The organism is Planktothrix paucivesiculata PCC 9631, from assembly GCF_900009265.2.
Lineage (GTDB): Bacteria > Cyanobacteriota > Cyanobacteriia > Cyanobacteriales > Microcoleaceae > Planktothrix > Planktothrix paucivesiculata.
In genome coordinates, this window is record NZ_LR735021.1 from 180,198 (window position 1) to 204,716 (window position 24,519).

Annotated in this window: 16 protein-coding genes; 7 read left to right on the top strand and 9 right to left on the bottom strand. The window is 42.2% G+C overall.

Going from position 1 to position 24,519, the window contains the following annotated elements:
• Window positions 1-7: 7 nt before the first annotated feature.
• The 5 genes from PL9631_RS18050 to PL9631_RS18070 are packed head-to-tail and all read right to left on the bottom strand — an operon-like array spanning window position 8 to window position 5,765.
• Entirely contained in the window at window positions 8-1,741 is a 1,734-nt protein-coding gene (locus tag PL9631_RS18050; RefSeq protein WP_083622439.1) for an N-acyl-D-amino-acid deacylase family protein, read from the bottom strand.
• Between the two features lie 60 nt (window positions 1,742-1,801).
• Window positions 1,802-2,707 (bottom strand): DUF4435 domain-containing protein, encoded by a 906-nt coding sequence (locus tag PL9631_RS18055; protein ID WP_083622440.1) that lies wholly within the window; start codon window positions 2,705-2,707, stop codon window positions 1,802-1,804.
• Between the two features lie 2 nt (window positions 2,708-2,709).
• Window positions 2,710-3,768, bottom strand: a complete 1,059-nt coding sequence (locus PL9631_RS18060; RefSeq protein ID WP_083622442.1) for an AAA family ATPase — start codon at window positions 3,766-3,768, stop codon at window positions 2,710-2,712.
• Window positions 3,769-3,810: 42 nt separating this feature from the next.
• Window positions 3,811-5,118 (bottom strand): glycosyltransferase, encoded by a 1,308-nt coding sequence (locus tag PL9631_RS18065; RefSeq protein WP_083622443.1) that lies wholly within the window; start codon window positions 5,116-5,118, stop codon window positions 3,811-3,813.
• Window positions 5,119-5,126: 8 nt separating this feature from the next.
• The gene (locus PL9631_RS18070) at window positions 5,127-5,765 is read right to left on the bottom strand and encodes a YybH family protein (protein WP_083622445.1); all 639 of its coding nucleotides are present in this window, start codon (window positions 5,763-5,765) and stop codon (window positions 5,127-5,129) included.
• Window positions 5,766-5,996: 231 nt separating this feature from the next.
• Here PL9631_RS18070 and PL9631_RS18075 point away from each other — a divergent pair, with 231 nt between their 5' ends.
• Together PL9631_RS18075 and PL9631_RS18080 are read left to right on the top strand one after the other, a co-directional pair.
• On the top strand, window positions 5,997-7,103 hold the full coding sequence (locus tag PL9631_RS18075; protein WP_083622447.1) for a ParB N-terminal domain-containing protein: 1,107 nt from the start codon (window positions 5,997-5,999) through the stop codon (window positions 7,101-7,103).
• A 241-nt stretch (window positions 7,104-7,344) separates the two neighbouring features.
• Window positions 7,345-8,739, top strand: coding sequence for a Uma2 family endonuclease (locus tag PL9631_RS18080; RefSeq protein WP_083622448.1), 1,395 nt, complete (start codon window positions 7,345-7,347; stop codon window positions 8,737-8,739).
• A gap of 32 nt (window positions 8,740-8,771) precedes the next feature.
• Here PL9631_RS18080 and PL9631_RS18085 read toward each other — a convergent pair whose 3' ends face one another.
• On the bottom strand, window positions 8,772-9,389 hold the full coding sequence (locus PL9631_RS18085; protein ID WP_083622450.1) for a Uma2 family endonuclease: 618 nt from the start codon (window positions 9,387-9,389) through the stop codon (window positions 8,772-8,774).
• 121 nt (window positions 9,390-9,510) lie between these two features.
• Between PL9631_RS18085 and PL9631_RS18090 the strand changes: the two genes are divergently transcribed.
• The 4 genes from PL9631_RS18090 (at window position 9,511) to PL9631_RS18105 (ending at window position 11,536) form a co-directional block, all read left to right on the top strand.
• The gene (locus tag PL9631_RS18090) at window positions 9,511-10,485 is read left to right on the top strand and encodes a tyrosine-type recombinase/integrase (protein WP_083622451.1); all 975 of its coding nucleotides are present in this window, start codon (window positions 9,511-9,513) and stop codon (window positions 10,483-10,485) included.
• 78 nt (window positions 10,486-10,563) lie between these two features.
• Window positions 10,564-10,791 carry an AbrB/MazE/SpoVT family DNA-binding domain-containing protein gene (locus PL9631_RS18095; RefSeq protein ID WP_016953657.1) on the top strand — a complete coding sequence of 76 codons (228 nt, stop codon included), beginning with the start codon at window positions 10,564-10,566 and terminating at the stop codon, window positions 10,789-10,791.
• The gene (locus PL9631_RS18100; RefSeq protein ID WP_083622453.1) at window positions 10,788-11,180 is read left to right on the top strand and encodes a type II toxin-antitoxin system death-on-curing family toxin; all 393 of its coding nucleotides are present in this window, start codon (window positions 10,788-10,790) and stop codon (window positions 11,178-11,180) included. The genes PL9631_RS18095 and PL9631_RS18100 overlap by 4 nt, the downstream gene beginning before the upstream one ends.
• A 65-nt stretch (window positions 11,181-11,245) precedes the next feature.
• On the top strand, window positions 11,246-11,536 hold the full coding sequence (locus tag PL9631_RS18105) for a nucleotidyltransferase family protein (protein WP_083622454.1): 291 nt from the start codon (window positions 11,246-11,248) through the stop codon (window positions 11,534-11,536).
• A gap of 334 nt (window positions 11,537-11,870) precedes the next feature.
• Here PL9631_RS18105 and PL9631_RS18110 read toward each other — a convergent pair whose 3' ends face one another.
• From PL9631_RS18110 to PL9631_RS18120, 3 genes are all read right to left on the bottom strand, one after another.
• Window positions 11,871-12,770 (bottom strand): IS982 family transposase, encoded by a 900-nt coding sequence (locus tag PL9631_RS18110; RefSeq protein WP_083617988.1) that lies wholly within the window; start codon window positions 12,768-12,770, stop codon window positions 11,871-11,873.
• A gap of 189 nt (window positions 12,771-12,959) precedes the next feature.
• Entirely contained in the window at window positions 12,960-13,472 is a 513-nt protein-coding gene (locus tag PL9631_RS18115) for a hypothetical protein (protein ID WP_083622456.1), read from the bottom strand.
• Window positions 13,473-13,605: 133 nt separating this feature from the next.
• Window positions 13,606-17,148 (bottom strand): WD40 domain-containing protein, encoded by a 3,543-nt coding sequence (locus tag PL9631_RS18120; protein ID WP_083622458.1) that lies wholly within the window; start codon window positions 17,146-17,148, stop codon window positions 13,606-13,608.
• Between the two features lie 192 nt (window positions 17,149-17,340).
• Between PL9631_RS18120 and PL9631_RS18125 the strand changes: the two genes are divergently transcribed.
• The gene (locus PL9631_RS18125; RefSeq protein WP_083622459.1) at window positions 17,341-24,387 is read left to right on the top strand and encodes a LamG-like jellyroll fold domain-containing protein; all 7,047 of its coding nucleotides are present in this window, start codon (window positions 17,341-17,343) and stop codon (window positions 24,385-24,387) included.
• The last annotated feature ends 132 nt before the right edge of the window (window positions 24,388-24,519 follow it).

The following is a 24,519-nucleotide window of genomic DNA, read 5'->3' on the forward strand; positions in this document are numbered from 1 at the left end:
GATTTGATTAATAAGAAGGAGATAAAAGGGTTCCCAGACGTTCTCGACCTAAAATTTCCCTAACTTGACCTCGATTAACAACTTGAATTCCCTTAATATAAACCGCTTCCACAATTTCTTCCGATCCCCGTTTAACCATGCGAGGTTCGCCATCTAAAATTGGATCTAAAATTTCGACTTGGGGACTAATGGGTTGGTTGAGCGCTTGAGGATTTAGTAGTAATAGATCCGCTTGAGCGCCAACCTTCAGAACACCCGTATCCAGCCTAAACCAACGAGCGGGTTCTCCGGTAACGCGAGCGATCGCCTTTTCCGGTGTCAAGAATTCTGTCGTCACAGCTTGCTTGAGCAAAGATAACGCCCCATCGTAGTAACCCAAGTTACGGACATGAGCCCCCGCATCAGTGAAACCGGGCAAAATATAGGGATGCTGCATCAGTGCTAAACGAGGTGCTAAACGATCATTTGCTCCCGTCGCCACCCAACGCAAATCCGTGTCATACTTCCGCAATGCTTCAATAAACAAATCTACAGGTTCCTGGTGTTTTTGAGCAGCAATTTCAGCAAAACTTAATCCTTGCCAACTCGTTTCAGGACAACGCACAATTTCCATTAAATCTAACTGACGATGAAATGATTTTCGCCAATTATTTAACCATTCTTGGCGAAATTGACGGCGAAAAGTTTCCGAATCCCATAAAGTTTGTCGTTCTTGTCGTGAATTGCAGCTATTGAGTTGTGCGCCTGTGGGGAATTCTTCAAATAAAGGAGTCACGGAACCATCAGAATAAATTGTGAAGGGTTCGGTTAACGTTTGAAAGCGAACATTCCCCTTAAGAATGTGGTTCCAAAAATAGAGCAAGGGAGAAAAAATGCGCCACAATTTGCGATCATGAACGGCATCTAACGCTGATAAAACGGTCAGCCTTAACGGTTTTTGCCCAATTCCAGAACCCATGCGAAGAATATCTAAAAAAGAGGCAAGTCGCTGTAAATTTGGAGTGACTTGAAACACTAAATCTCGTTCTCGACAAAGATCAGCAAGCATCGCATATTCTGGAAGTTTGGCGTGTTGGGATGGGATTGTACAACCCCTCCATTCTCCACTCATCCGATGCCAGGGAAACATATCTATTGAAATGCCAATAAATCCAGCATCTAAAGCATTTGTGGCAATTTGTTGCATAGTTTTAAGTTCAGTTTCTGAAGGTTGAACGGTTAAGCTACGTTCTAATCCCATCACATGAGCGCGTAAGGCACTATGCCCCAATAAAGGCGCCACATTAGCACCCAGTTTTAATTGTTTTAAATGTTTTAAATACTCTGCGGGGGTCTGCCAAGAAACCGATTGTTTTAACCATTTTTCAATCAATTTATGGGAAAGAGTTTCGACTCTCTGAAATATATCTGCCAGCATTTGGGGTTGACCCACGGCAACCGATAAGCTGCAATTACCAATCACCACGCTGGTCACACCATGACGCACTGATTCGCTTAATCCGGGTGCAATTTCTAACTCTAAATCGTAGTGAGTGTGAATATCGATAAATCCCGGTGTTACCCATAAACCGGACGCATCGATAATTTGATGAGCATTGGGGGGGAGAGAAGATGCGATGCCTTGGCAGGCGGCTAACGCCATCGCCACAATCTTACCCTTTTCAATCCCAATATCTCCTCGCATTGGTGCGGAGCCTAAACCGTCGAAAATTAACCCGTTTTGAATTAGCAAATCTAACATAATTTTTTGTTGTTTGGGTTGTTAGTTGTTGTAATTCATCCTAATGCAATAGAAGTTAAGCTATAATTGTTCGATTCTTGAGCGTAATTCCATAATATCGGGATGTTGAGTAAAGTCAAGGTTATTAATTCCCCAACGAAAATATTTTGTTAGAGAAATATAGTGATGTTTTTGTTGCTGCAATTGCTTCTGCATTTCCATTTGCCTTTGAATATCTTTTCCATGAAACCATATTAAATACTGTTTCTGTGTCCAAAAGTTCTCTTGTTCAAACTGATTTTGATACATCGCAAGGCTGTCTTCAAATTTTTCTGTTGTGACTGTTTCAACAGCTTGTCTAAATTCGTTAATTAACCCTAAAGCTTCACTTTTACAATCTTGTAAATCCAATGAAGCGGGCAGTGTACCACTATTGCCTGTCCATGTCGTTTTGAGTTGTTCTCGTGCTGCACTCATGTTAACCAAGTCACTCAACGCCCAGCGTACAGCTTGGTAAGCTTGCAGGTTCTTGGCACTACTTTCAATCCATGCTGAAATGAGATCAATTCCTGGTGAATCTTGATGTCCCCACTTAGAAAGTTTAGGATTTTCCTGCTTCTGCCTGTAATTTTCTAGCCAATAGGTGTGAATTAAATTAGGATCTAAGAGATAGTTCTCAATACAAGCGCGATAAGTTAAAACAATAGAACTATTACCTAACCTATTACCTAGTGGAAGTAATTGGCAGTTAGCAGTTGGTTGAATATCGAAATCGCGATCGCGAAAAACAATGTATTTCTGATTTACTGCTTGATTATTAGAGAGGTAGCCTTCAGCAAAGATTGAAAAAGTAAATTTACTACCCGCAGGCACAATTGTGCATCGATCACCTGGTATGCCATCAACTACTTTGTCAAGCAAGCTATAATCTAAGCTGCTCCCCTTCCCTTCACAAAAAATTATTTTTCCACCGCTAACAACACTCACAATTATACCTCGATGCGGACAATGGATGCTTCAGGTATTAACTGCTCTACATAATCGGAGTGAGTTGTAATGATAAATTGATTATTTTTCCCTAATTTGGGTAAAGCTCTCAACAATGCTTGTTGCATAGGTGGGTGTAAATGTAACTCAATCTCATCAATCAATATCACCGAATTATGAATATTCCAATTGGCAAAGTCCATCAAGATGGGAAAGGTAGCACGCTCACCCCCAGACATCTCAGAAATTTCATAGTGATTTTTACCATCGTAGAGATAAAACCAAGGTTCGCTGAGAATATCATCGATACCCTCTCGTGGAATTGAACCTTCAAAGCTACGTTCTGGAAAAACGGCTTTATAAGCTTGTTCAATTTCAGCATATAAGTCTTTCTGCCCAGGACGCAATTGCAGATTTTTGTCTTTCACATCTTGATGAAATATTCGCCACTTTGATAGGCGATCGCGTAAAATATCATCTGTGATTTCAATTTTGCCATCCACGTTTTCAGTAGTTAAGCTAGTTGAAGTTCTTTGCTCTGTATACCAAAAAACTGTGCCAACTCGTTCAAACACCTGAAACCCTTCTGAACGAAGTAATTGCTTTGCATATTCTCGTCCTTTGAATTGAAACAATTCAGCCGCCGTGTTTGCTTGAACGCCCTCACCTTGCCATCTAAGAGATACACTATGTTCGTTAGCGGGAGAAACTGGTAAATCGTGGCTCATCTTTTGTAATTTGTGATGAAACTCACCCACTGCTTCGAGTTCTGGGCTAGGAAATTGTACTTTTAGAGTTACTTCTGGTTCAAACCTTCCCCAATTACTCCCTAACAATTCATAGTTAAATCCTGGCCATTGTAATTTAGGAAGTTTTTTTAATCGCCCAGTTGCAACTCCCAGTGTAGCAGCTATTGCTTGTAAAAGGCTTGTTTTTCCAGAGCCGTTCATTCCTATTATGACTATAATATCTCGTGCTAATCCAGTTTCTGGATCGGTGAAATCGAATGACCGCTCCCGAAACTTTTTGAAATACTTTAACTGGACAGATTGAACTTTCATGTCGGAAGTTTATTGAAAAGGATAGAGACTGTTTGTATAGAGTTACTTTATGCTTATTTTATAACCCTTTTGCCCATAATGCTCTGTTTTTATCCACTGCGCTCGCCTCCCTTTCACACACATCCTTAAAGTAACAAAAATCATCACAGGAATCCAATGCACCATATAAAACGAACCTTGAATTGTTGCCCAAATTAATTGCCATCCTCGTAAACTTTGATATTGGTAAACTCCTGCCATAAACCCAACCGTTAGAAGTAACCCAAGTAAAGTTTGTAGAGGAAAAAGAACGGGATGGTGGCTATAAAAAACTGTCCATAAGAGATCGGCAATTAACCCTATAGGAAGTAGAAATTGTAACAATAAAAATAATAATAAATCAAGTTCTTTTTTCCAATTTAAAGTTAAAATGTGGGGAAAATAATCGAGGTAACGTTGATAGCCCCCTTCTGCCCAGCGACAGTGTTGATGCCAAAGGCTTTTCCAGTTTGTCACACCTTCCTCCTGAACTGCTGATAACGTAACAAACTCGATTTCTGCACCGATTAAATATAGCTGGAAAGTGAGATCTAAATCTTCAGTTACCGTATCTTCACTCCAACCGTTACACTGTTCTAGCAATTCTCGCCGCACTAACATTCCATTCCCCCGGAGTTCAGTCATTCCCGCCGCCGCAATGCGATGAGTTTGCAGAAAAGCATCACAATTCATTTCCATTTGTTGGCAACGAGTCAGGAAATTGGTATCTGCATTAGAAATCGTTTTTCGGGTTTGTACGGCACCGATGGCACTTTGCCTAAATAAAGGAACTGTTTGCATTAAGAAATCGGCCGGAAGTTGAGCATCGGCATCACAAATTAACATAATCTCTCCCTGGGTAAAGGGAAAAACTGAGTTCAATGCCCCAGCTTTACCACCGTTTGATTCTCGACGATGTACTTGTAATTGGGGAAATTGACTTTGTAATTGACTCAAAATATGGGGAGTTTGATCCGTACTCCCATCATCAATTACCCAGATATCCAAAAGAGAAGTTGGATAATTTAGGTGAAATAAGTTATCAATTAAATCAGTTAAAACTGCACTTTCATTTTTAGCAGGAACTAAAATAGAAACTCTGGGTAAATCGACATCAACTTCCATCTGGAGCGAAGTTGGTTTTGCTATCAACATCCGTAGGATTTGAATCGTCAGGATTGCTGTTAATCCCCCCATGAACCATTGCGTTTGGGGTTGCCAGTGCAGTAGACTGACCATACCCCAAATGAGTAGAACCACCAGCCTTGCTTTCCAATGTCGATCCGACTCGGCACGGAGATCATGACTTGAGCGATCAATACGAGTTTCCATTCTATTAGCTACAGCTTTGACGTTACTTGTCTGCGCCAACGATGCCAGAACAGCATCCCCACAGCCCCTATTATGGCACCGCCCAACCCCGTAGCAACTGCGATCGCACGCCCCGCTTGTTGAGCGCCATGCAGTACCGGGTTATTCAGTAGATTAGACGAGAAATGCAGGGATTGAATCGTCCATCTGCCCTGAAACTTCTGCATCACGGCTGTCCACCGCATTGCCATATTAGCAGAATTACCATCTTGGAAAGAGAAGGTTGCGATCGCATCTCCATAGGAAACCGCAGTCTCCGGCGCGAGAAAGCTTCTCGGATCATCCACCTTAACTTCCATTGCGATCTTTTGGATCGAATTGGAAAACTGCTGATTCCAGTATGTCTCAAACTCTTGCACCTTATGAAACACCTGGTTATCCACAGTTGTAATCGTGAATGAGGGGTGTAAGTAAGGCTCAATTTTGGAAAAATCACGAGTGTTGATAGCTTTTAAGGCTATCTCCCGCGCCTGAATAATCCCATTGATGTCCTGTTGATTAACCTCTGCTAAGGCGCATTGAGGCATATTCCAAATTGTCAGCACTAGCAAAACGCTCCAAAGTAGCTGCCAATATTGATGTGCAATTGTGAGTTTTTGTTTGCTCATAGCCGCTTATTTTTCGACTTCAGTGCTAATCTAACATCTGATTGAAGTGGAAGTGAAAACTTCTGACCGTTGGAGTTAGAGATTTGACACAAAGGAACACGAACTAATTTAGAACATAGTGGAAAATTTTCCACTATGTTCGGTTTGATTCATTTCGTTCAGTGAAGCGATCGCTTAAAATGGCGAGTATACTTAATCCCAAATAATTAAACTGTCAACAAACTATCCCACTTGTCCTCTCTACCCGATGCCCACTCCACTCTAACAACCGTAGACCCCAAACTCCTCAAACCCCATCCCCGCTACCTGAAAATCTATGGTCGGATGAACATCGAGGAATTGGTCGAACAAATTCAATTGTCCAATTGGATTAACCCCATTCTCATCACCCCAAAACAGATTATTGTTAGTGGTCATCGACGCTGGCAAGCTGCCCTACAATTAAAGTGGAGCGCCATTCCCGTTGAAATTCGAGCCTTTCCCAACCGACTCTGTGAACTCGAAGCCCTCCTGAGTGAAAATCTCGCCCGACCCAAAACCCGGGAACAAAAAGTTCGAGAAGCCAACTCTTGGAAAGAAATTGAATCGGCGCGCGCCAAACAACGGCAAGAAGCCGGACTTAAAATTGATGAACCCGACAACCTTATGGATATATTTTCAGAAGGTAGGAAGGGAACCACCCGTGATTTAGTTGCTGCTAAGGTGGGTTTGGGTTCGGGTGTCACTTATACTAAAGCGGCTAAAGTCGTGGCTCAGATTGATTGGGAAATCAAAGCCGGAAACGAAGAATGGGCTGATGCTTGGCGTTCAATTCTCAACACCGTTAGTATTCAAGCGGCTTATTCCTTACTGAAACTGCCTCGAAAACAACAAAAACAAATCTTAGATTTAATTGCTACAGGTCAAGCTCGGACTCCCAAAGAAGCTGCTCTACTGCTGGCCGAAGAAGCCAGTCTTGATGACCCCCGCTTATTTGTATCGGGGGACTTTGCCGTTGTCAACATTGACCCGAACCTAACCTTTGCTCCCTCGGACAATCGCTGGAATGGGTATTGGGGAAGGGTGGAAGGCACAGGAACTTCTGGGTTAATTGTGCTGAACTTGGGGAGTGAAATGCTGCAATTTTACAGTCGAGATTTAGTAGAAATTGATGAGCCAACAGAGGAATTTTTACAAGTTGCTTCAAAGGTATTACGACTCCGAAGTTTGGACTTAGATGAACTGGAAATCGCGTTGCTGGATGTGTTGCAACAGCGTGTAGAATTTACGCCTCGACAACTGCTGTATCTGGAATATTTGGAAAAAGTTTTAACGTTACCTCGACTTTCCGGCTCTTAATTTCTCAACCCGTGTGAAAACAGCCTTCCCCAAGAGAGGAAAGCTGTGTTGCTTGCGTAATAATGATTAGGGAGAGTTAGGTTAAGATAATGCACGTTCTCTGACGCTTAGTTTTTCATTTGAAATTGGCGTTTGAATGGGGAATGAAAACCAATCATAATATCTGAAGTGGGTACACCCATCTCGACATGATCTCATTCAGGATTAAATTTCCAGGGTTTATATTCAAGGAGATGTGGCAATGACATCAAACCTGTTCAACGAATTTATCGACGCCGGCCCAGAAGCCAAACTAGAATTGATCGAATCCAAGCTAATCGTCGGTAATACCCTAGTTGGCAGCCGTCTGCTACTCAAACAAATTCTCACCGGATGGGGAGCGCGGGCCGCCATCGCCCTAGCCCCCATACAACAATGGTTAGAAGCTCTCCGTCTTACCTATAACGCGCCCATTCCAGACAGTACAGAAGCCATCATTACCACCTTACAAACCTGGGCTGCCAGTTTCCCCTACCAACCAGAAGACCTGATACCCGGCTTTAGAGGAGAAGAAAACCATCACAATCCCATCCGCAGTTATATCAGCCACTCCTTGTGGGAAATCGCAGAAAGACTAGGAGGACAATCATTCAGCCGCGATTTTGTCATGCGCCTGGGTAACAATGGCTTCACCCCAGACATCCTATTATTTCTGGGGCCACCGCGCAACACACTCAGAGAATACTACCTGGAAGGGCCAGCCGAAATGGTCATCGAAATACTGCGACCCGGACATGAATACGCAGACCGCATCATTAAACGAGACTATTACGCAGCAGGTGGAGTGCCAGAGTACATTATTCTCAGTCTGGCCCAAAAAGAAATCGAATTTTGGCGCTTATTCAACGGAAAATACGAGCGCATGGCTCCTGACGCATCAGGATGCTACCGACCGCAGAGCGTACCGGGGTTAGTTTTTGCCCCCGACAATCTGTGGAGAGAAGATGAAGACTGGTATAGCTGGCCCCAAGACCCTCCAATTGTTTACATTGAAGGCACACAGCCAAAAGGTCGAAGACTGCGAACGGTAGAGAATGGTTTAGGTTGGGGATGTTTACCATTTAATCCGCAATTGCAGCTAGAGCCAGTACCGATTTCTTTTGAACAGTATATTTCTTGGTCTCCAGAAGCCAAGTTTGAGTTTTGGGATGGCAAACCTCAAATTGGCAGTAAAGAAGGCATTCGTAACTTGATGGGAATGTTACTGATGACCTTTGGTTTAGCAGATGCTTTAAAGGTCTTGCCACCCGTTGAGTGGGTAACAGCGTTATTAGAAACAGAAACTCTAAGCTGGCAAGATGCCCAACGGAAAGCAGTTTGGTGGGATTTGGCTCGTCAAGCTGCTACCCTATTGCGTTCTAAATATGGGGTAACTCGCTTGGGAGTCATTGGAGATTTGGTCAAACCTGAGCCCTTAAATTTTTGGTCAGAAATTACGCTGGTTGTTTGGGATTTAACAGAGAGGAAAGATTACGAGATTTACCATGATTTGTCTAATTTAAGTAAGGAACCTGAGATTAACTTTATTGAGGCAGATAGTAAGTATGCTACGCTGGCTCAACAGCAAGCAATTTCTCAATTGTTGGTTGAAATTTAGGGCTGGCTGAATTAAATTCTTAAATTAATTCCTCAAAAACTGGCTTGGAAAATCTCGGAAGCGGTTAAACTCAACTCTGGAAAAGTGAGTGATTCAATGCGTTGATTTTCTCGAAATTGACTGACTTGATACTCGCCTTCAACAAGCTGGTAAATAGAAAGAGTCGGTTGTTTAGGATTTCCGATAAATCTTCTTCCTCCTAATCCTAAATAATCGACAATCCAATATTCAGCAATCCCTAAAACCTCATATTCTTCTAATTTTAAAGCATAATCATCACTCCAATTGGTTGAAACTACTTCAATAACCAAGGGGACAGAACTTCCTTGAGTGATAATCGATTCTTTTTCCCATCGGGGATTCTCTGCAACTCGTCGTCCATCGATGACAATCACATCAGGTTCATATCCAGACTCATCACGCGCCGATTTAATCACGCTTTCTTTAGGGATAAAATAGGGAAGTTTTAATCGTCTAATTTCAAAGTTCAGTTCAGCAATCAGAAAACCAGCTACCCGCGAATGTGTGCCTGTGGGTTTAGGCATTTGTACAATTTCTCCGTTGTGTAGTTCATAGTGACATCCCGACTCTTCTGGATACCAAGCAATAAATTCATCAAACGTTACAGTTTTAGGTATAGCTTGAATCATAATCTTTGTTTAGGGTTAATTGAGATAAAATCAAACCTAGATTCTATTCTAATCTTCCTCAACTCTATCTAAATCGCACTCCGCACCCCGCACTCTCCACTCCGCACTCTTAAAACTTCCTATGAACACCCTCCCGTCTAATTCTGCTGTTGAAATTGTTCCAGCTTTTGTTGCGGGGACATTAACTGAACGTAATGTGATGGAGGATTTGTTAGCCACAAAGCGTTCGGAGAATACCCGGAAAGCTTATCATCGGGATTTGAAGGATTTCTTTTGGGCAGTTGCTCATCAAGAACCCACCGCTCAGTTAGTGATTGAGTTTTTACAGTTATCCAAGGAACAAGCCTTAAGTTTGGTATTAGGTTATAAGCAACAATTACTGTCGAGGAAGTTATCAGAAGCAACGGTGAATCGACGTTTAGCCGCGATTAAAGCGTTGGTTGCATTCGCTTATCGGATTGGACAATGTGCTTGGACATTGGCAGAATTGAAGGGGGAGAAGGTTAAGACTTATCGGGATACGACGGGAATTCCCCCGGTGGCGTTTAAGAGGATGTTACAAATTCCCAATCGTCGCATACTTAAGGGCAAACGAGATTATGCGTTATTAAGGTTGTTATGGGATAATGTCCTACGGCGGGAGGAGGTGTGCCAAGCCAATCTTGAGGATTTGGATTTGGAGGGGAAAACGTTGAAGATTTTGGGGAAGGGGAAGGGAACACAGAAGGAAGCGGTAACGTTATCGAAGCCGACGGTGGAAGCTTTGCAAGATTGGTTGGTAGCTAGACGAGAATTAAAACGCTCTAAACCGTTGTTTATTGCGTTAGATAGAGCGAGTTATGGACATCGGCTGACGGGGACGGGGGTTTATAAGATTGTTAGTCAAATTGCCAGAGAAGCGGGGATTAATAAGCCGTTATCGCCTCATCGGATTCGTCATTCGGGGATAACGGCGGCATTGGAAGCAACGAATGGAGATGTGCGAAAGGTGCAGAAATTGAGTCGCCATTCAGATTTGAATACGTTGATGATTTATGACGATAATCGGAAAAATCAGCAGGGGGAAGTTACTGATTTGTTAGCGGATTTGGTTTGATAGTTATACTCATTTGAGGAGTTGGGAATTTAACGTTAATATAGTAGTTACATTTGTAATTACATTGGGGTAAGTTTCATGATCCAGACCTTAAAGTTACGCAAAATTGGTAATTCCGTAGGGGTGACATTTTCTAAGGAGTTATTAGAAAAGCTCAACCTTTCCGAAGGGGATACTGTATTTGTGACGGAAACTGAACATGGACTCCAGCTTAGTCCTTATGACCCTGAATTTGAGAAGGCGATGGCTATTTATCGCCAAGGTAGCCAGAAGTTTCGTCAGGCGTTGAAGGAACTCGCTAAGTGAATGAACCAACTTGGCTAACGGAACAAATGGTGCTTGCTATCCATGAAGATTTGATTTCTCAGTATGGTGGGTTATCTGGGGTGAGAGATAGCCCGTTATTAGCCGCGAGTTTAGCCCGTCCCCAGCATAGATTTTCTTATCAGTCGGAAGTTTCGCTCTGGGAATTGGCGGCGGCTTATTGTTTTGCTTTGTGTAAAAATCATCCCTTTGTGGATGGGAATAAGCGGACAGCTTTTATGGCAATGTATATTTTTTTGGGGTTGAATGGTTATGGTTTTAACGCACCAGAGCCGGAGATAGTATTAGTGATGGAGGGTTTAGCATCGGGGGAAATTGACGAAAATGCTTTGCACGTGTGGCTAGAAAAATATGCTGATAAATTGCTCTGAATAATATGATCTAATATCAGGATTATTGTGGTTTATTCCCTAAAAAATGGCTGAGGATTTAAAAAATGAACCGAGAAAATTTAATCGCTTTTTTAAAAGCTCATGGGGCAGAAATTCGGGGTTATGGTGTAAAGTCTCTGGCTTTATTTGGTTCGGTAGCCAGGGATGAAGCCACGGCTAACAGTGATATTGATTTATTAGTGGAGTTTGACGGTAAGGTGACGTTTGACTGTTACATGGACTTAAAGTTTTTTCTGGAGGATAGTTTGGGATGTCCCGTAGATGTAGTTAGCAAGAAGATGTTAAAGCCTCAAATTAGAGATGTTATTGAAACAGAAGCCATCTATGTCTCGTAGTCTCCGACTGTATTTTGAGGATATTTAAAATTAGGAATTATTGAAACTACTTCATGAAATTTTGGTAGATAGACCTTTGAGAATGCCTAATACTTCATAAAGTGAGTTGGTACGGGGATCTAGTAGCGAAAACTCGGCTGACCATGCGTATTCTGGTTGTCTCGATTTTTCCATTTTCAGGAATAAAAAGTTATTCCACGTGAGTTCGATGGAGTTTGATCGCCACACCCTTCGGCTGACGCTCACGGCGAAGCCACAAGCTGTAAGTTCTCAGGCGGGAAGTGAAATTAGCTTGTCAGTTTTAATGTTTATTTAATGCGCGGGAAATTTGAGTTTATTCAAAATGATAAACTGGTTGTTTAATCTCATACAATGATGGCTTTTCAGGTTGATAAGTATAAGCAATCATTCCGGCTACTAAATTCACCATAAAATTACCTACACTTCGATGTCTTGTATGTTCAATTTGGCATAAGTTTTTCAGTTGATCATTCACTGATTCTATTATACCTCTTTTTCTTAATTTCATTTTATCTGACCACAACATTAGTTTATTTTTCATGTTTTTCTTCAGCCTAGTTATCAGTTGTAAACCTTTTTCATGTAATTGCTTAAATAATTTTTCGGAAATATATCCCTTGTCTCCAAAAATTTTTCCCACAATTCCTTCTGTTAATTCTGGGACTACTTTTCGGTCATCAACATTAGCAGGTGTGACTTGAAAATTTAAAATTTCCCCATAGTCGTTGATGATTAAATGTAACTTAAATCCAAAATAAAAGCCAATTGAACTTTTCCCCCATTCCGCTAGTCCAGCAAAGACTTTATGGCTATTTGCTCGATTTTCATGACAGACCTTTAAGGCGGTCGAATCGATAAAACTTGTTCCAGTTACCTCGCCTTTACAACAATATTCAAAGTAACAACATAGTGCTAATAAAGCATAAGACATTAACTCAACAAAACGATTATAACTGACTAAGTTAGGCATAGCTTTTGACCAATATGCCATTACTTGTAATCGGTAAAAGTCTTTAAATGTTCGGTAACGTGAACCATGAAATCCGATCAATATTGTCATTATTTCACTTAAAGTCAAGCGGGTTTTGGGTCGGCTTTGACCCACCACTTCTGGTAACAACATTTGTGCCAATAAGGGTTCAAATACTTGACAAAAGTCATCCAGGTCACAAAAAACTTTTGTTATGTCTAAGTGTGATGCTCTGTGATCCATAAAAGCCTCCTTAATTGTCTAATATTTGCTGGTTACATCTCTATTTTCCCACGCTTACTGATTAGATCATATGCCCAATAGTCGTCTGTTTTGTCGCGATCGCCTGCCCAGTAGTCGTCTGTTTTATCGCGATCGCTTGCCCAGTAGTCGTCTGTTTTATCGCGATCGCCTGCTCAATAGTCGTCTGTTTTATCGCGATCGCACTCCATCGAACTCACGTTTATTCCCATTTGTCACCATGCCAAAGGTAGGATGAGTTGGTTGGTTGGGGCTGGCGTACATATAGGCAAGGGTCTGAAGAATGGCAGAATATGTACTGAATTTCAAGCCTTTGGCTTCGATAACGGCTATCCATAGTTTGCCATTAAATACCAAGACATCTAAGCGACCACGCACAGGCTCATTATTGTCTTCTTCGTCAATGATAATTGGGTCTTCAGCCGAAATATCAAAGGGGTCTTGATAAAAACCTGCTATGTCTAACAATGGCGATAAAACTAGCATTTTGACTAATACTTCGATGGTTTTACGGCGATATAGCACTTGTCGCATAAATTGGTTGCGGATGCGATCGCACTTGGCTTTTTCTTCTTCAGAGAGTGCTATCGGTTCTAGCCATTCCGTAAAGAAGTTGCTATCGGTAGCGACTTGTAGGTTTAATCGTTCTTCTAGTTCATAAAGTGTGATTTCATTGGCTTGCATGATTTTTATTTCTCCTATAGGGTAAGTTGTTTATCACCTTTGGCTTTCTGTGTTGGATGTGTGTATTCGGGGTATTGCAACGATTCATGAAAAATTCCGCCATATCGCCCGAAACGCTTACCTAGAGAGATTTTTAGCGATACCAGCATTCCTCATCTACACCTTCTTGAATCGCACCTAATGCTTTGAGAGTAGTTTTTTGCCCCTCGGAAATCCCTGTTACCCCCGTAATATTCATGCCTTCGTAAGGAAGAATGCTCTTTAAGGTTTGTATTAATTTATAGGTCTGTATATCCCACAGTTGAATAGGCTGTTCCAAAAATGCGATCGCCAATAACGGTTTCACAGGATTCCAATCCACTGACCAAGCATGATTTTTACCCTCAATAACCTGCTCACATTCACCCGTCCTCACATCCCAAATTCTGACGGAGGTATCTGTACTGGCACTCGCCACCTGATAGCCATCGACATTCCAAGCTACGGAATAAATATGTCCAGTGGCTGGAGACTGTAACGTTCTTAAACACGCTCCAGAGGCTACATCCCACAGTTGAACGTTCCCATCATAATCTCCACTAACCAGAGTTTTACCATCAGGACTCAAGGCAATCGAATGAATCGGATGATTCGCCTCAATCACGCGCTCGCAAACCCCTTGGCTCAAATCCCACAGCCGAATAGTTCCATCTGCACTCCCACTTGCTACCCGGTTGCCCACTGGGAACTCAACAACCGACATCACTTGGTTCTGATGACCCGATAGGGTTAATAAACATTCCCCAGAGTAAGCATCCCAGATCCTTACGGTTTGATCGTTACCACCGCTAATGACATAACTTCCATCCCGCCTCCAAGCCACTGACCGCACCCAATTCTCATGTCCTGATAACACCTTTAAGCATCGCCCAGTCTGAACCTCCCAAATGCGAACTGTGGCATCTGCACTACCACTCACAATCAAGCGTTCGTCAGGACTCCAGGCAACCGATAACACTTCTTTGGTATGTCCCTGAAATACCCTTAAGCATTCACCCGTTTGGCTATCCCACAGTTGCACGGTATAGTTCGTGTTACTACTCAAAAGCCGAACTCCGTCTTTGCTCCACCGGACATACCAACAGGAGTTACTATAGCCCCGCAATGTTTTGAAACAGTCACCCGTTTCATAATTCCAGAATTTAATCACTTGATCAAAGGATACACTGACGAGGGTACTGCCATCTCGACTCCAATCGATCGCCCAAACCAAACTCTGTTCCCCCTGAAACACGTGCAAACAGTTGAGAGAACTATCCCACAGAGGCAGGATTTGAGCGAGGCTTCCCCCAGCCAGTCTATGACCATCTGGACTCCATTCCACTCGATAGATACAATCCTGGGTGGTGGTTGCCTGTAAGCACTCTCCGGTTTGCCAATCCCACAGTTTGACGGTTTTATCATATCCACTGCTGGCGAGGACTTTGCCATTGGGATGCAACGCTAAGGACAACACCCAATATTCATGGGCCGGAATTACACGAATACAGTCCCCTTTAGTGACATCCCAGAGTTTAATCGTATGATCGGTGTAGGCTCCTGCCAAAATAGTCCCATTGGCAAGCCATGCGACATCATGAACCCAACAACTCTGATTCGTTAGCTTGCTTGGGCCTAAGCGAGTTAGACAGGTTCCCGTTGCTGCATCCCAAACCATGATCAATGGATCTTGCCCTCCACAAGCCAGTTTTTGACCATCGGGACTCCAAGCCAGGGAAAAAACCCATTTCGTATATCCCTGAAACTCGCGCAAGCATTGACCCGTGCGAGTATCCCAAACCTGAATTCTGTGTTCGGCACAACAGACTATCATTGTGCCATCAACACTCCAGTCCCCTGCTTTAATCCAGCCTCGTCCAGCCTGGATTGTCATCAATGGCTGCATCGGTTTAAACTGCCAAATATGTAGTCCTCCATTGTTATCTCCAACGGCAAAGCGTCGCCCATCGGGGCTAAATTTCACCCAGGCTCCCCCCGTAAATAGTTGGGTAAAGAGGGATTGAGCAAAATGAGCCGATTGAAAATTGATGTCCTGTAAGGTCGCACCTCGCAAGTCGGCATGGCGAATTTTTAAATGAGAAAAGTCCCATCCCGTCAGGTCAATTTGTAGGTGTCGGCACAGATTGATCAAGTTACCGACGCCGTAGCTTAAGAATGGCGTGGAGCAGTGGCGTAATGCGGTTAAAATCGATTGCAGATGCTGCTCTAGGGTTTCAGAATTGTAAAGTGAGTCTTGGAGTTTTTGGATTAAGGGCTGTAAAATTAATCGAACTTGACTGTCTCGAATATAGTCTAAAACTGTTGTTTTAATTAGGGCGTAGCGATGAAAATATGAGAATTTAACCGTTAACAGTTCGGTGACAAGTTGCTGAATTAAACCGTCTGTAACATATTCCATCACCACGGGCTGTAGGGTATATTCGCCTGAGCGCTTTTCAATTAAGCTGCGTCGCGTTAAGGATTCTAGGGATTCTAATAGGGTTGCCCGTGAAATCGGAGGGACAATATCATCTTGTAGTTCTGCAATAGTTGTCCATTCTCGATTAATAGCCAACCAATACATGATAGTTTGTTCGATAGGAGACAACCGCTCAAATTGCCGATTTAATAAGCGATGAATTCCATTAAATACTAATATATTTTCTTGCAAAAAAGAGTTAATATTCCCTTCAAACAAACTCTGAATTGAGGCAGCAACAATTTTTAGGGCGAGGGGATTGCAACAATATAATTTACACAGGCGACGTTTTTCTGCATCGGTTCCGATGAGTTGTTTGGAGTCCATTAAGGCGAGGGAGGTTTCCCAGGAACCGCTTAGACATAGCGATCGCACTGCTCCGTTTAAGTCTTCTGATATGGCAACTTGGGCAGATTTCTCACGACTGGTGAGTACAATACAACTCTGATGACTGGCTTCTCCCAGTAATTGCAATAATTCACCATAGTCTGTAAAATCTGGCTGGTAGTATCCGGCGCAATTGCCAGCTTGTAAAATCGTTTCTTGATTATCCAAAATCACTAAGCAGCGATGGGTTTGTAACCAGTACAGGAGTCGTTCGGGTTTAGCTTGGATATCTTGCTGGTTAGAAAGGAAAGGCACCAGTTCAGACAATAAGGTATCTAAGAGAGGGGCGTTACGGAGCGATCGCCAAATCAAAAATTGAAATTGTTCTTGTAAGAGTTGAGCGACTTTAGCCGCTAAGGTACTTTTACCAATTCCCCCCATTCCCACGAGGGCAATGAGTCGGCAGCGATCTTGTATTATCCATTGGGTCAGGGTTTCAATCTCTTCACCTCGACCTTGGAAGTTGGAAACATCGAGCGCCTCACCCCAATCAATTGAACGTTGGACTTGAGGTTGGGGGATAGCCGTCGGGGTATCAAAGTGAGTAATAATGCCGCGCAGATTGGTTTTGTTGACTTTGCGGCCTAGTGCCTCACTGAGAAGTTTCCAAAATTTGGGGCCAATGTCCCGTTGGAGATAGTTGATGGAATAGCCTGAGCGCTCGGCAATGCGATCGTAGGTTAAGTTGTTCCAGGCACCGAACAGAAGAGCCACTTCAACCTCAGTGAGTGTTCTAGCAATTCTGGGAGCGATCGCACCTTTGACCACTTCCAATGCCTGCTCAAATTCCATAGATTTTTTAGCTTTGAGAAAATATCAATCTAACTTAAACCATACTTTCCATACTTGACAACTCCATACTTTCCTGTAAAGACGGCATCGGGGAGTTGGGATAGATTATTGATTACATGGGTGGTAGCCCTGATTTTATGAACAATATTTTAGCTAGTTTGTAAGAATCTGATAAAAACGAAAGGTAAAACTATGTTGCTCTCTAATTCCTCCATTCAAAAAACGAACCATTACATCAATTGCATTACCCACGAGGGAAAAGTAGTGCTGTTTGGCACTGCTCCTGATGGAAAAATTTACTACACAGTCAAGCGAGATGGATATGAGGATAACCCTGATTATGACAATAACGGTTGGGAGAATTGGTCACAGTTAGAATTCCCCAATGAAGATCCAGATTCCTCAGTTGTAGAAAAGGAAAGAAAAGAATTAACTCGCCAAGATTTTCCGAATAGCTTTATTTTGCAATCCCGCTACAGAACTAACGAAGAATCTGCTGTTGCTCCAGTTCAACTGGTATCTGGATTGGGTCACATCTATGTTTTCCGGCAGTCTAAAACGAATACATTGCTGGTAGATCGCTTCGTGTTAGATGGCATGACCAATACACTTAATCGCAAATTGGAAGTCCGCTATCAGCAGAGTCGAAAGAAATATGAGCCTTTTAAGGCTAACAAAAATAGCCAAGGGATAGGTATATCCAGCTTCGATTCTCTGAATTTTCAGGATAAGGATAAAAAGAAATTCTATGAACCGACTACAGAAATCAGCATCGTAAATAATTTGTTCAATGGCTGGTTTTCGGTAGTTTTGTTGCCAACTAACGAACTTGATAAGTACCGTTGGCATATTTTTGCGTATAACCGCGATACAAAGAAAGTTGAGATCATCTCAATTCTTGCTTCTGAAGAGGGTTTGTTTGATGTCAAAGACTCTACCGTATTCGATCCAAAACCCGGAGAACCCAGTGTTTTACTACCTCGTAGAATTCCAGGAATTATCCGTCGTAGCTTGGAATTAAATGACGATAAAGGTAAAATATTAAAGATAGTTAATGGGCTGTCGGCTACGAAATATGATGTGCAGTCTGAGATTCTCACTCAAGATAATCAAACTCAACTGATCAAAGATGCTACGAAAATCATGCTGGTTATTCCTACAGATCAAGGGAATACAGTAGCATTAAGTTTTGCCGCTGCAAAAGATGGAACTCTATCGCAAATTTCTGAAGATGAAAACTCTCAGATATTGCGAAGCAATAATCGCTATGTTTTACTGCCTTTGAATACCTTGGATGAAATAAAAGCAATTGGAGATAGCACTCCACCTGCTACAGGCACAATCGCTGGTATGGCGAGAACTGAGGGCGATCGCATCCAAATCACTTCAGCCCAAGCGGTTACATTAAATCCAGGAGATAATGTCAAAATTCAAGGGACAACCCACTATAACGGGTATCACGTTGTTCAGAAAATCAATGATAATACCTTTGAAATTGAGGCCAAATGGGTTGATGGCAACAGTGAAAACTGGCAGGTGGGAACTTGGGAAGAGCTTCCATCCGAACAAAGTGGTTTAGTTTTTGATGGCATCATTACCGCCTTTGAGCGCACAGTCGAAGGGAAGTTAATGATTACCAGCCCCAATCATGGACTCGATAGTGGGGATGGAGTCCAAATCTCAGGTACCCAGGGCTATGATGACACATATCCCGTGACTGAGGTTGATAGCAATCGGTTTACCCTGGATGTCAAATGGCAACCGGGAGCCGCCGCTAACGTTAAACTCGAATCTCGCAAGCAACGGGGTATTAACTTTGATGGCATAGGAGACTATATTGAGATTCCAGCCCTCAGTGAGTTAAAACCGCCATCTCCAGACTATTCTTTTGGTGAAACCTACTCGGTTTGGATTTATTTGTCGAACAACGGAACTGGAGAACAATTAATTGTTGGCGAAAAAGGTCAACTAATGCAGTTGGCACTCAACAATAATCAGGCAATCCTGAGAGTTTCTTTCAGCGATGGTTTTCGCCAAATTGAAGATCCACTTCCTGTAACCACAAACCAATGGGTGCATTATGCAGGCATTTTTTCATGCGAACAGAAAACAACTGACGATCAGAAAACAACAGAAACTAATTTAATTCTGTGTCGAAATGGGGAGCAAGTTGCCAAGCAAGTAGTCTCGGCAACCCCTGAAAGCAAACCTCAAGCTCAAGATAGCGGAGGAAGCAGTAATGCAAATAAAAATAAATGGCAGCCTGAATTTCTGATTGGAGGCACAGCCAAATCTAACTATTTCACTGGGAAAATTTCCGATGTCCAGGTGTGGAACCATGCCCGTCAACCCAAAGAAGTTCAAGATAGTATGTATCTGCGACTGACGGGTAAGGAAGTTGGTTTAGTTGGGTATTGGCGACTTGGAGCCATTGTAGAAGGCGACAAACGGGAAGTGGTCGATTTTTCTGTCTTTGATAACAATGGCATCGTGTATGGTGACGCATTTGTTAGCGCTGTTACCCTTGCTCGCAAGCTCAAGGACAATAAAACCCTAATCGTTCAGTACACTAATGATGAAATGTTTGCTGTGACCCAACGGGCGACCTATATAGAGAGCTTTGAGTTTAAGTTGGATCAGCTTATCGATCCTAATAACATTGATGGAAAGGGAAATAAAGTCTTTAAACTTTCCTATTGGGGCAAAGCCAATCGAGACTCAGAAAAGCAAGAGAACTTCTTACCAGAAAACTCCATACTTGAAGACCTTAAGAATGGTTGGTATCAAGCTTCAGCACGTTTCACTATTCCTGATGGGGTAAAGATGGTTCGTTCTTTTGGGCTTGTTGATGTCAAAGGTGATAATTGGACAAAACTTGAAATTCGCAAGCATCGGATTCAGTTAGTATCTGATGCAATTACAGAAGCCCAATACAGTGACGAAGTTAAGTTACAAACTCTAGTAAACCAACAATCAGCAGCCCAACAAAACTTACAAATATTAGCGCGATATGAGCAAGAAGAGGGGATTTTGCTGCTTCGCAAGTGGGAGTTAGAACAAGCAAATAAACCCGACAGAAAGATTAATTTAGAAAAGAAAATAAGTGAGCTTAAGAGGGAGGTTGAGCAATGCCAAAAATCTTACGATGATGCGAAAGCAAACATTCAAAATTACTGGTATAAAATCGTTGCTAAACACAGCGGGAAAGTTCTGGATGTAGATGGTGCTAAGAAGGAAGATGCAAATGTTCATCAATGGACATGGGTGAATGGAGATAACCAAAAATGGCAATTTGTGTCAGTAGAGGGGGGATACTATGAAATTGTTGCCAAACATAGTGGCAAGGTTCTAGATGTATCTGCGGCAAAGAAAGATAATAATAGAAATGTCCAGGTGTGCAATCGGTTCAATGTAGATAACCAAAAATGGAAGCTTGAGGGGTTGGGAGGCAACTGCTATAAAGTTATTGCCAAACACAGTGGCAAGGTTCTGGATGTATCAGGAAAATCCACGAGCGATGGAGGGAATGTCCAGCAGTATGAATGGCAAGCCAAAGATCCCCAAGGTCAAGAATGGTTGATTGATAAGCTAGATGAATATCCGAATGATGCAATTAAAAAGGCGAACGAGGCACTACAAAGCAAAAACAGTGAACTTCTCAAAGCTCAAATAGAATTAAGTGATTTCAATGATGCCAGCGATCTATTGAATATTGTGAACCAACGACTCACTATTATTCAGAACGAGATTAAGAAATTAAATCTGAAAGAGATTGGTGGTCAATCAAAACCCATGATAATGACCGTTCTGGCAACTGATCGCCGGAAATTGATAACTCAAGGCGCATTATTGGACTTTGTTCGTCCTACCAGCCGATTAACTGCTCTTGAAACCTGTGAAGGTAATGTCCAACTGACCTACTTTGATAATCAAGGCAAAATGCGGCAAACCATCTTTGACGCTACCACTGACAGTCGTAATGCCTCATTTGAACAGTGGATTCCTGATCAGCTACCTCTTTGTTTAAAACTTTCTGGGAGTGGTTCTATTAATTGCGGTAAAATTGCCCTTGACAACCGGAGTTTTACGATTGAGTTTTGGGCAAAACGGGATCAGCTTGGGAAAAGCTTCCTTCTTAGCCAAGGTAAGGAAGAAAAAAATAAAGCCTTACACATCGGCTTCCGCGAGAATGGAAAGTTTACGTTTGCTTTTTACGGCAACGATCTCGACACAGACAAAGATTATAACGATTTTGAGTGGCATCACTGGTGTTGTGTTTATGACATTCAAACGGATGCAAAAAATGTAAAAACTACTAGAACACGAGCGATTTACCGAGACGGAGAAGAAGTCGTCAAGCAAAACACTGAAAATGATCACGAAGAAGAAGTCGCCAAGCAAAACACTAAAGATTATCAAGGTTCAGGTGATTTAATACTAGGACAATACATAAATTCACAGTATCCTTTTGTAGGAAGACTTGTAGAAGTTAGAATTTGGGAAATTGCCCTGAGTGCAGAAGAGGTTGCAGTCAATAGTAAAGTCCGGCTCAGTGGCAATGAACCTGGGTTAGTCGCATATTATCCTCTGAATGAATTAGATAAAATCCGAGATCTGACTGGAAAACAAGCTGATGGAAACATTCAAGGTACTCCGAGTTGGATTGGATGTACCGCACCGATTGGTAAATTTAAGCATTCAGTTTTAAGATTAGATGGTGTCGATGATTATTTAAAAGTTCCCAATTCAGATGAGCTTGATTTTGCTACAAACCAAAATTTTACGGTTGAATCATGGATAAAAGCAGATTTGATTCAGCAAGATAAAAGCAATAAGGACAACGATATCATTGAAAAATGGGAAGGAAACCAGGGATATCCCTACGTTATCAGGTATCTTCCAGACAGTGGGCAGATTTTAGCTGGTCGATATGACGGCACTAAAGGAGTTGCTATTACTTCGGCTGTAAGCATTAATGATGGACAGTTTCATCATGTTTCTTTTGTAAAAGAAGGAAATAAGCTATTCCTTTACATTAATGGTAAGATTGCTAACGGTGGCAGTAAAACAGATACACTTACTGCTAATACCAAGAATGGCTCTCCGCTCTATTTAGGTTGCAGAGGCGGGAATACGAAAAATTTCTTTACTGGTCAAATTTCAGAACTCCGTATCTGGAACAAAGCTCGCACTGAGCAAGAAATTCAGGCTAATATGCACAAGCGGCTAACGGGAACAGAATCAGGACTTGTTGGATATTGGCCACTTAATGAGATTGATAGAACACAAGTATTAGACCTTAAAGGTACTAATCCTGGCACAGTCGAGGGTCCTGTGATAACCCAAGACTATACTCTGCCAATTGGTGAAGATGCACTGATTAGCTGTGAATACAGCACGATTGGGTTAGATGCTGATCAGAAAAAATCTGCTATGATGCGGCGTTTCTTTGCTTATCCTAGTATTGCTGGGGTCAACCTATTACCCGATAAACGAATTGAAACCTTAGAAATGGCATGGATTGGGAATGCTCAGATTAATCCTACCTTGTTGGGCTATATTGAAGGTGCGCCACCTATACCAAGCGAAAACCTAACTATAGAGGATAACTACAACGCAGCGACTTCCGTAGAACTTGTGTCATCTGAGGATGTTGCCTATAGCTGGAACCGCGAACAGGAAGCAGGATTAGGTGCAACAAGCTCTCTCTTTATGGGAGTGGATCAAAAAGTCACCGTTTCAGCGGGAGTTGGAGCGGAAGTTGGTGAGACAGCCTTAGAGACAAGAGTAGGATTTCAAGGAAACTTATCTTCAAAATACAGCTTTCTCAACAGTAGCAATGTTTCATCATCATCTGGTTTAAACATTACTAATAAGCTAAGTTTAGTCGGCACTCAGGAAAAGCAGCCTAAATTCAACCAACTCGGTAGCCGTTTTATTCCTAAAAATGTTGGCTATGCGGTAGTCGTGTCGGGTTTGGCAGATGTTTTCATTCTGCGTCTAAGCCGTAGTCAAAAAGTCGTGGGTACTCAAATTTTACCTAATGAAAATATTCCTTTAGATGTGAATACCATTACGTTCTTGATCAATCCTGCCTACACCATGAATGGCAGTCTGGACGGAATGACTGGCAGCAAGGCAACGAGCGAACGATTCTTCCAGCAGGTTTCAGAGAAGCGAGCGCAATATGGTTCTCTCTATCCAGCCAGCTATTTCCGTTTGCTAGAAGCCTATGATTTGAAAAAACAAATTGACTATCGAGATCAACAACGCAAGTCTTACTTTGAGCAATTTAATTCACGACTTGTCGATGAGGCTTCTTTAGACAGGGAAGTAAATAATTCAAACTACAACACAGGTGAGACGAATCTTGGCAAAGAAGATGAAACTAAAAAACTCGATCAAGAGATCAAAACTCTGGAAAAAGAAATAGAAAATCTTGAAGCAAAAGTTTCTTTGTCACCAGAAGACCAAAAGAAATTGGATCAAAAAGGAAAAGAACTAGACCAAAAGCAGAAGCAAAAAGAAGCAGCCTTACAAGATAAGATTAGAGACTTAGAAGACTTGAGATCCTCTACAAAAGAAAATTCAGCAGCAGACGACAAAAAGAAAGAAATTAACTCTCGATTTAACGATGCTTCCCAACAAATTCATGCAACAGAAAGCTTGGCGGGTTGGCAAAAAAAGATGGAAAATATTCAACTTCTTGCGGGTAAACGTAACATCGTTAATGCCTATGTGTGGGATGCGGATGGAGGCTTCTACTCTGAAAGCCAGCAGTTTAGCAATTCCATTGAACATACAATTGGAGGCTCGTTTAATTTAGAGACAGCGGTTGGAGGTCAAGGTGTCCTCAAGGTGTTTGGAGTGGGTTCTGAGTTACAAGCACAGGCGACGGTTCACATGACCCAAACAATGACTAAAACCGTAAGTCAAAGTAAGGGCTTTGCCCTAAATGTCGATATTAGTGGAGTCGAAAGCCGAGGTATTACCGATTATAAAGATCGCCCCATATTACCTGGTGAAAAAGTTGATCGCTATCGCTTTATGAGCTTCTACCTTGAAGGTAGCACCAATAATTTCAATGATTTCTTTGCCTATGTGGTCGATCCCGAATGGTTAGCTAGTAATGATGAAGAAGCTCGTGCCTTGCGTCAAACGGCGACTGGTTCACCCAATAAGACTTGGCGGATTTTGCATCGGGTCACTTATGTGGAACGTCCAGCTTTAATGAGTTAGGAAAAGTTACTGCAAAGTAAGTAAACTGCATTTGAGCATTAAGTGCGATCGCCCAACTTCACAGCCTAATTCAGTCAACATGGGTCGATTGAAGAGCGTGAATAGGGCGATCGCTTCTATCCATTAACCTCC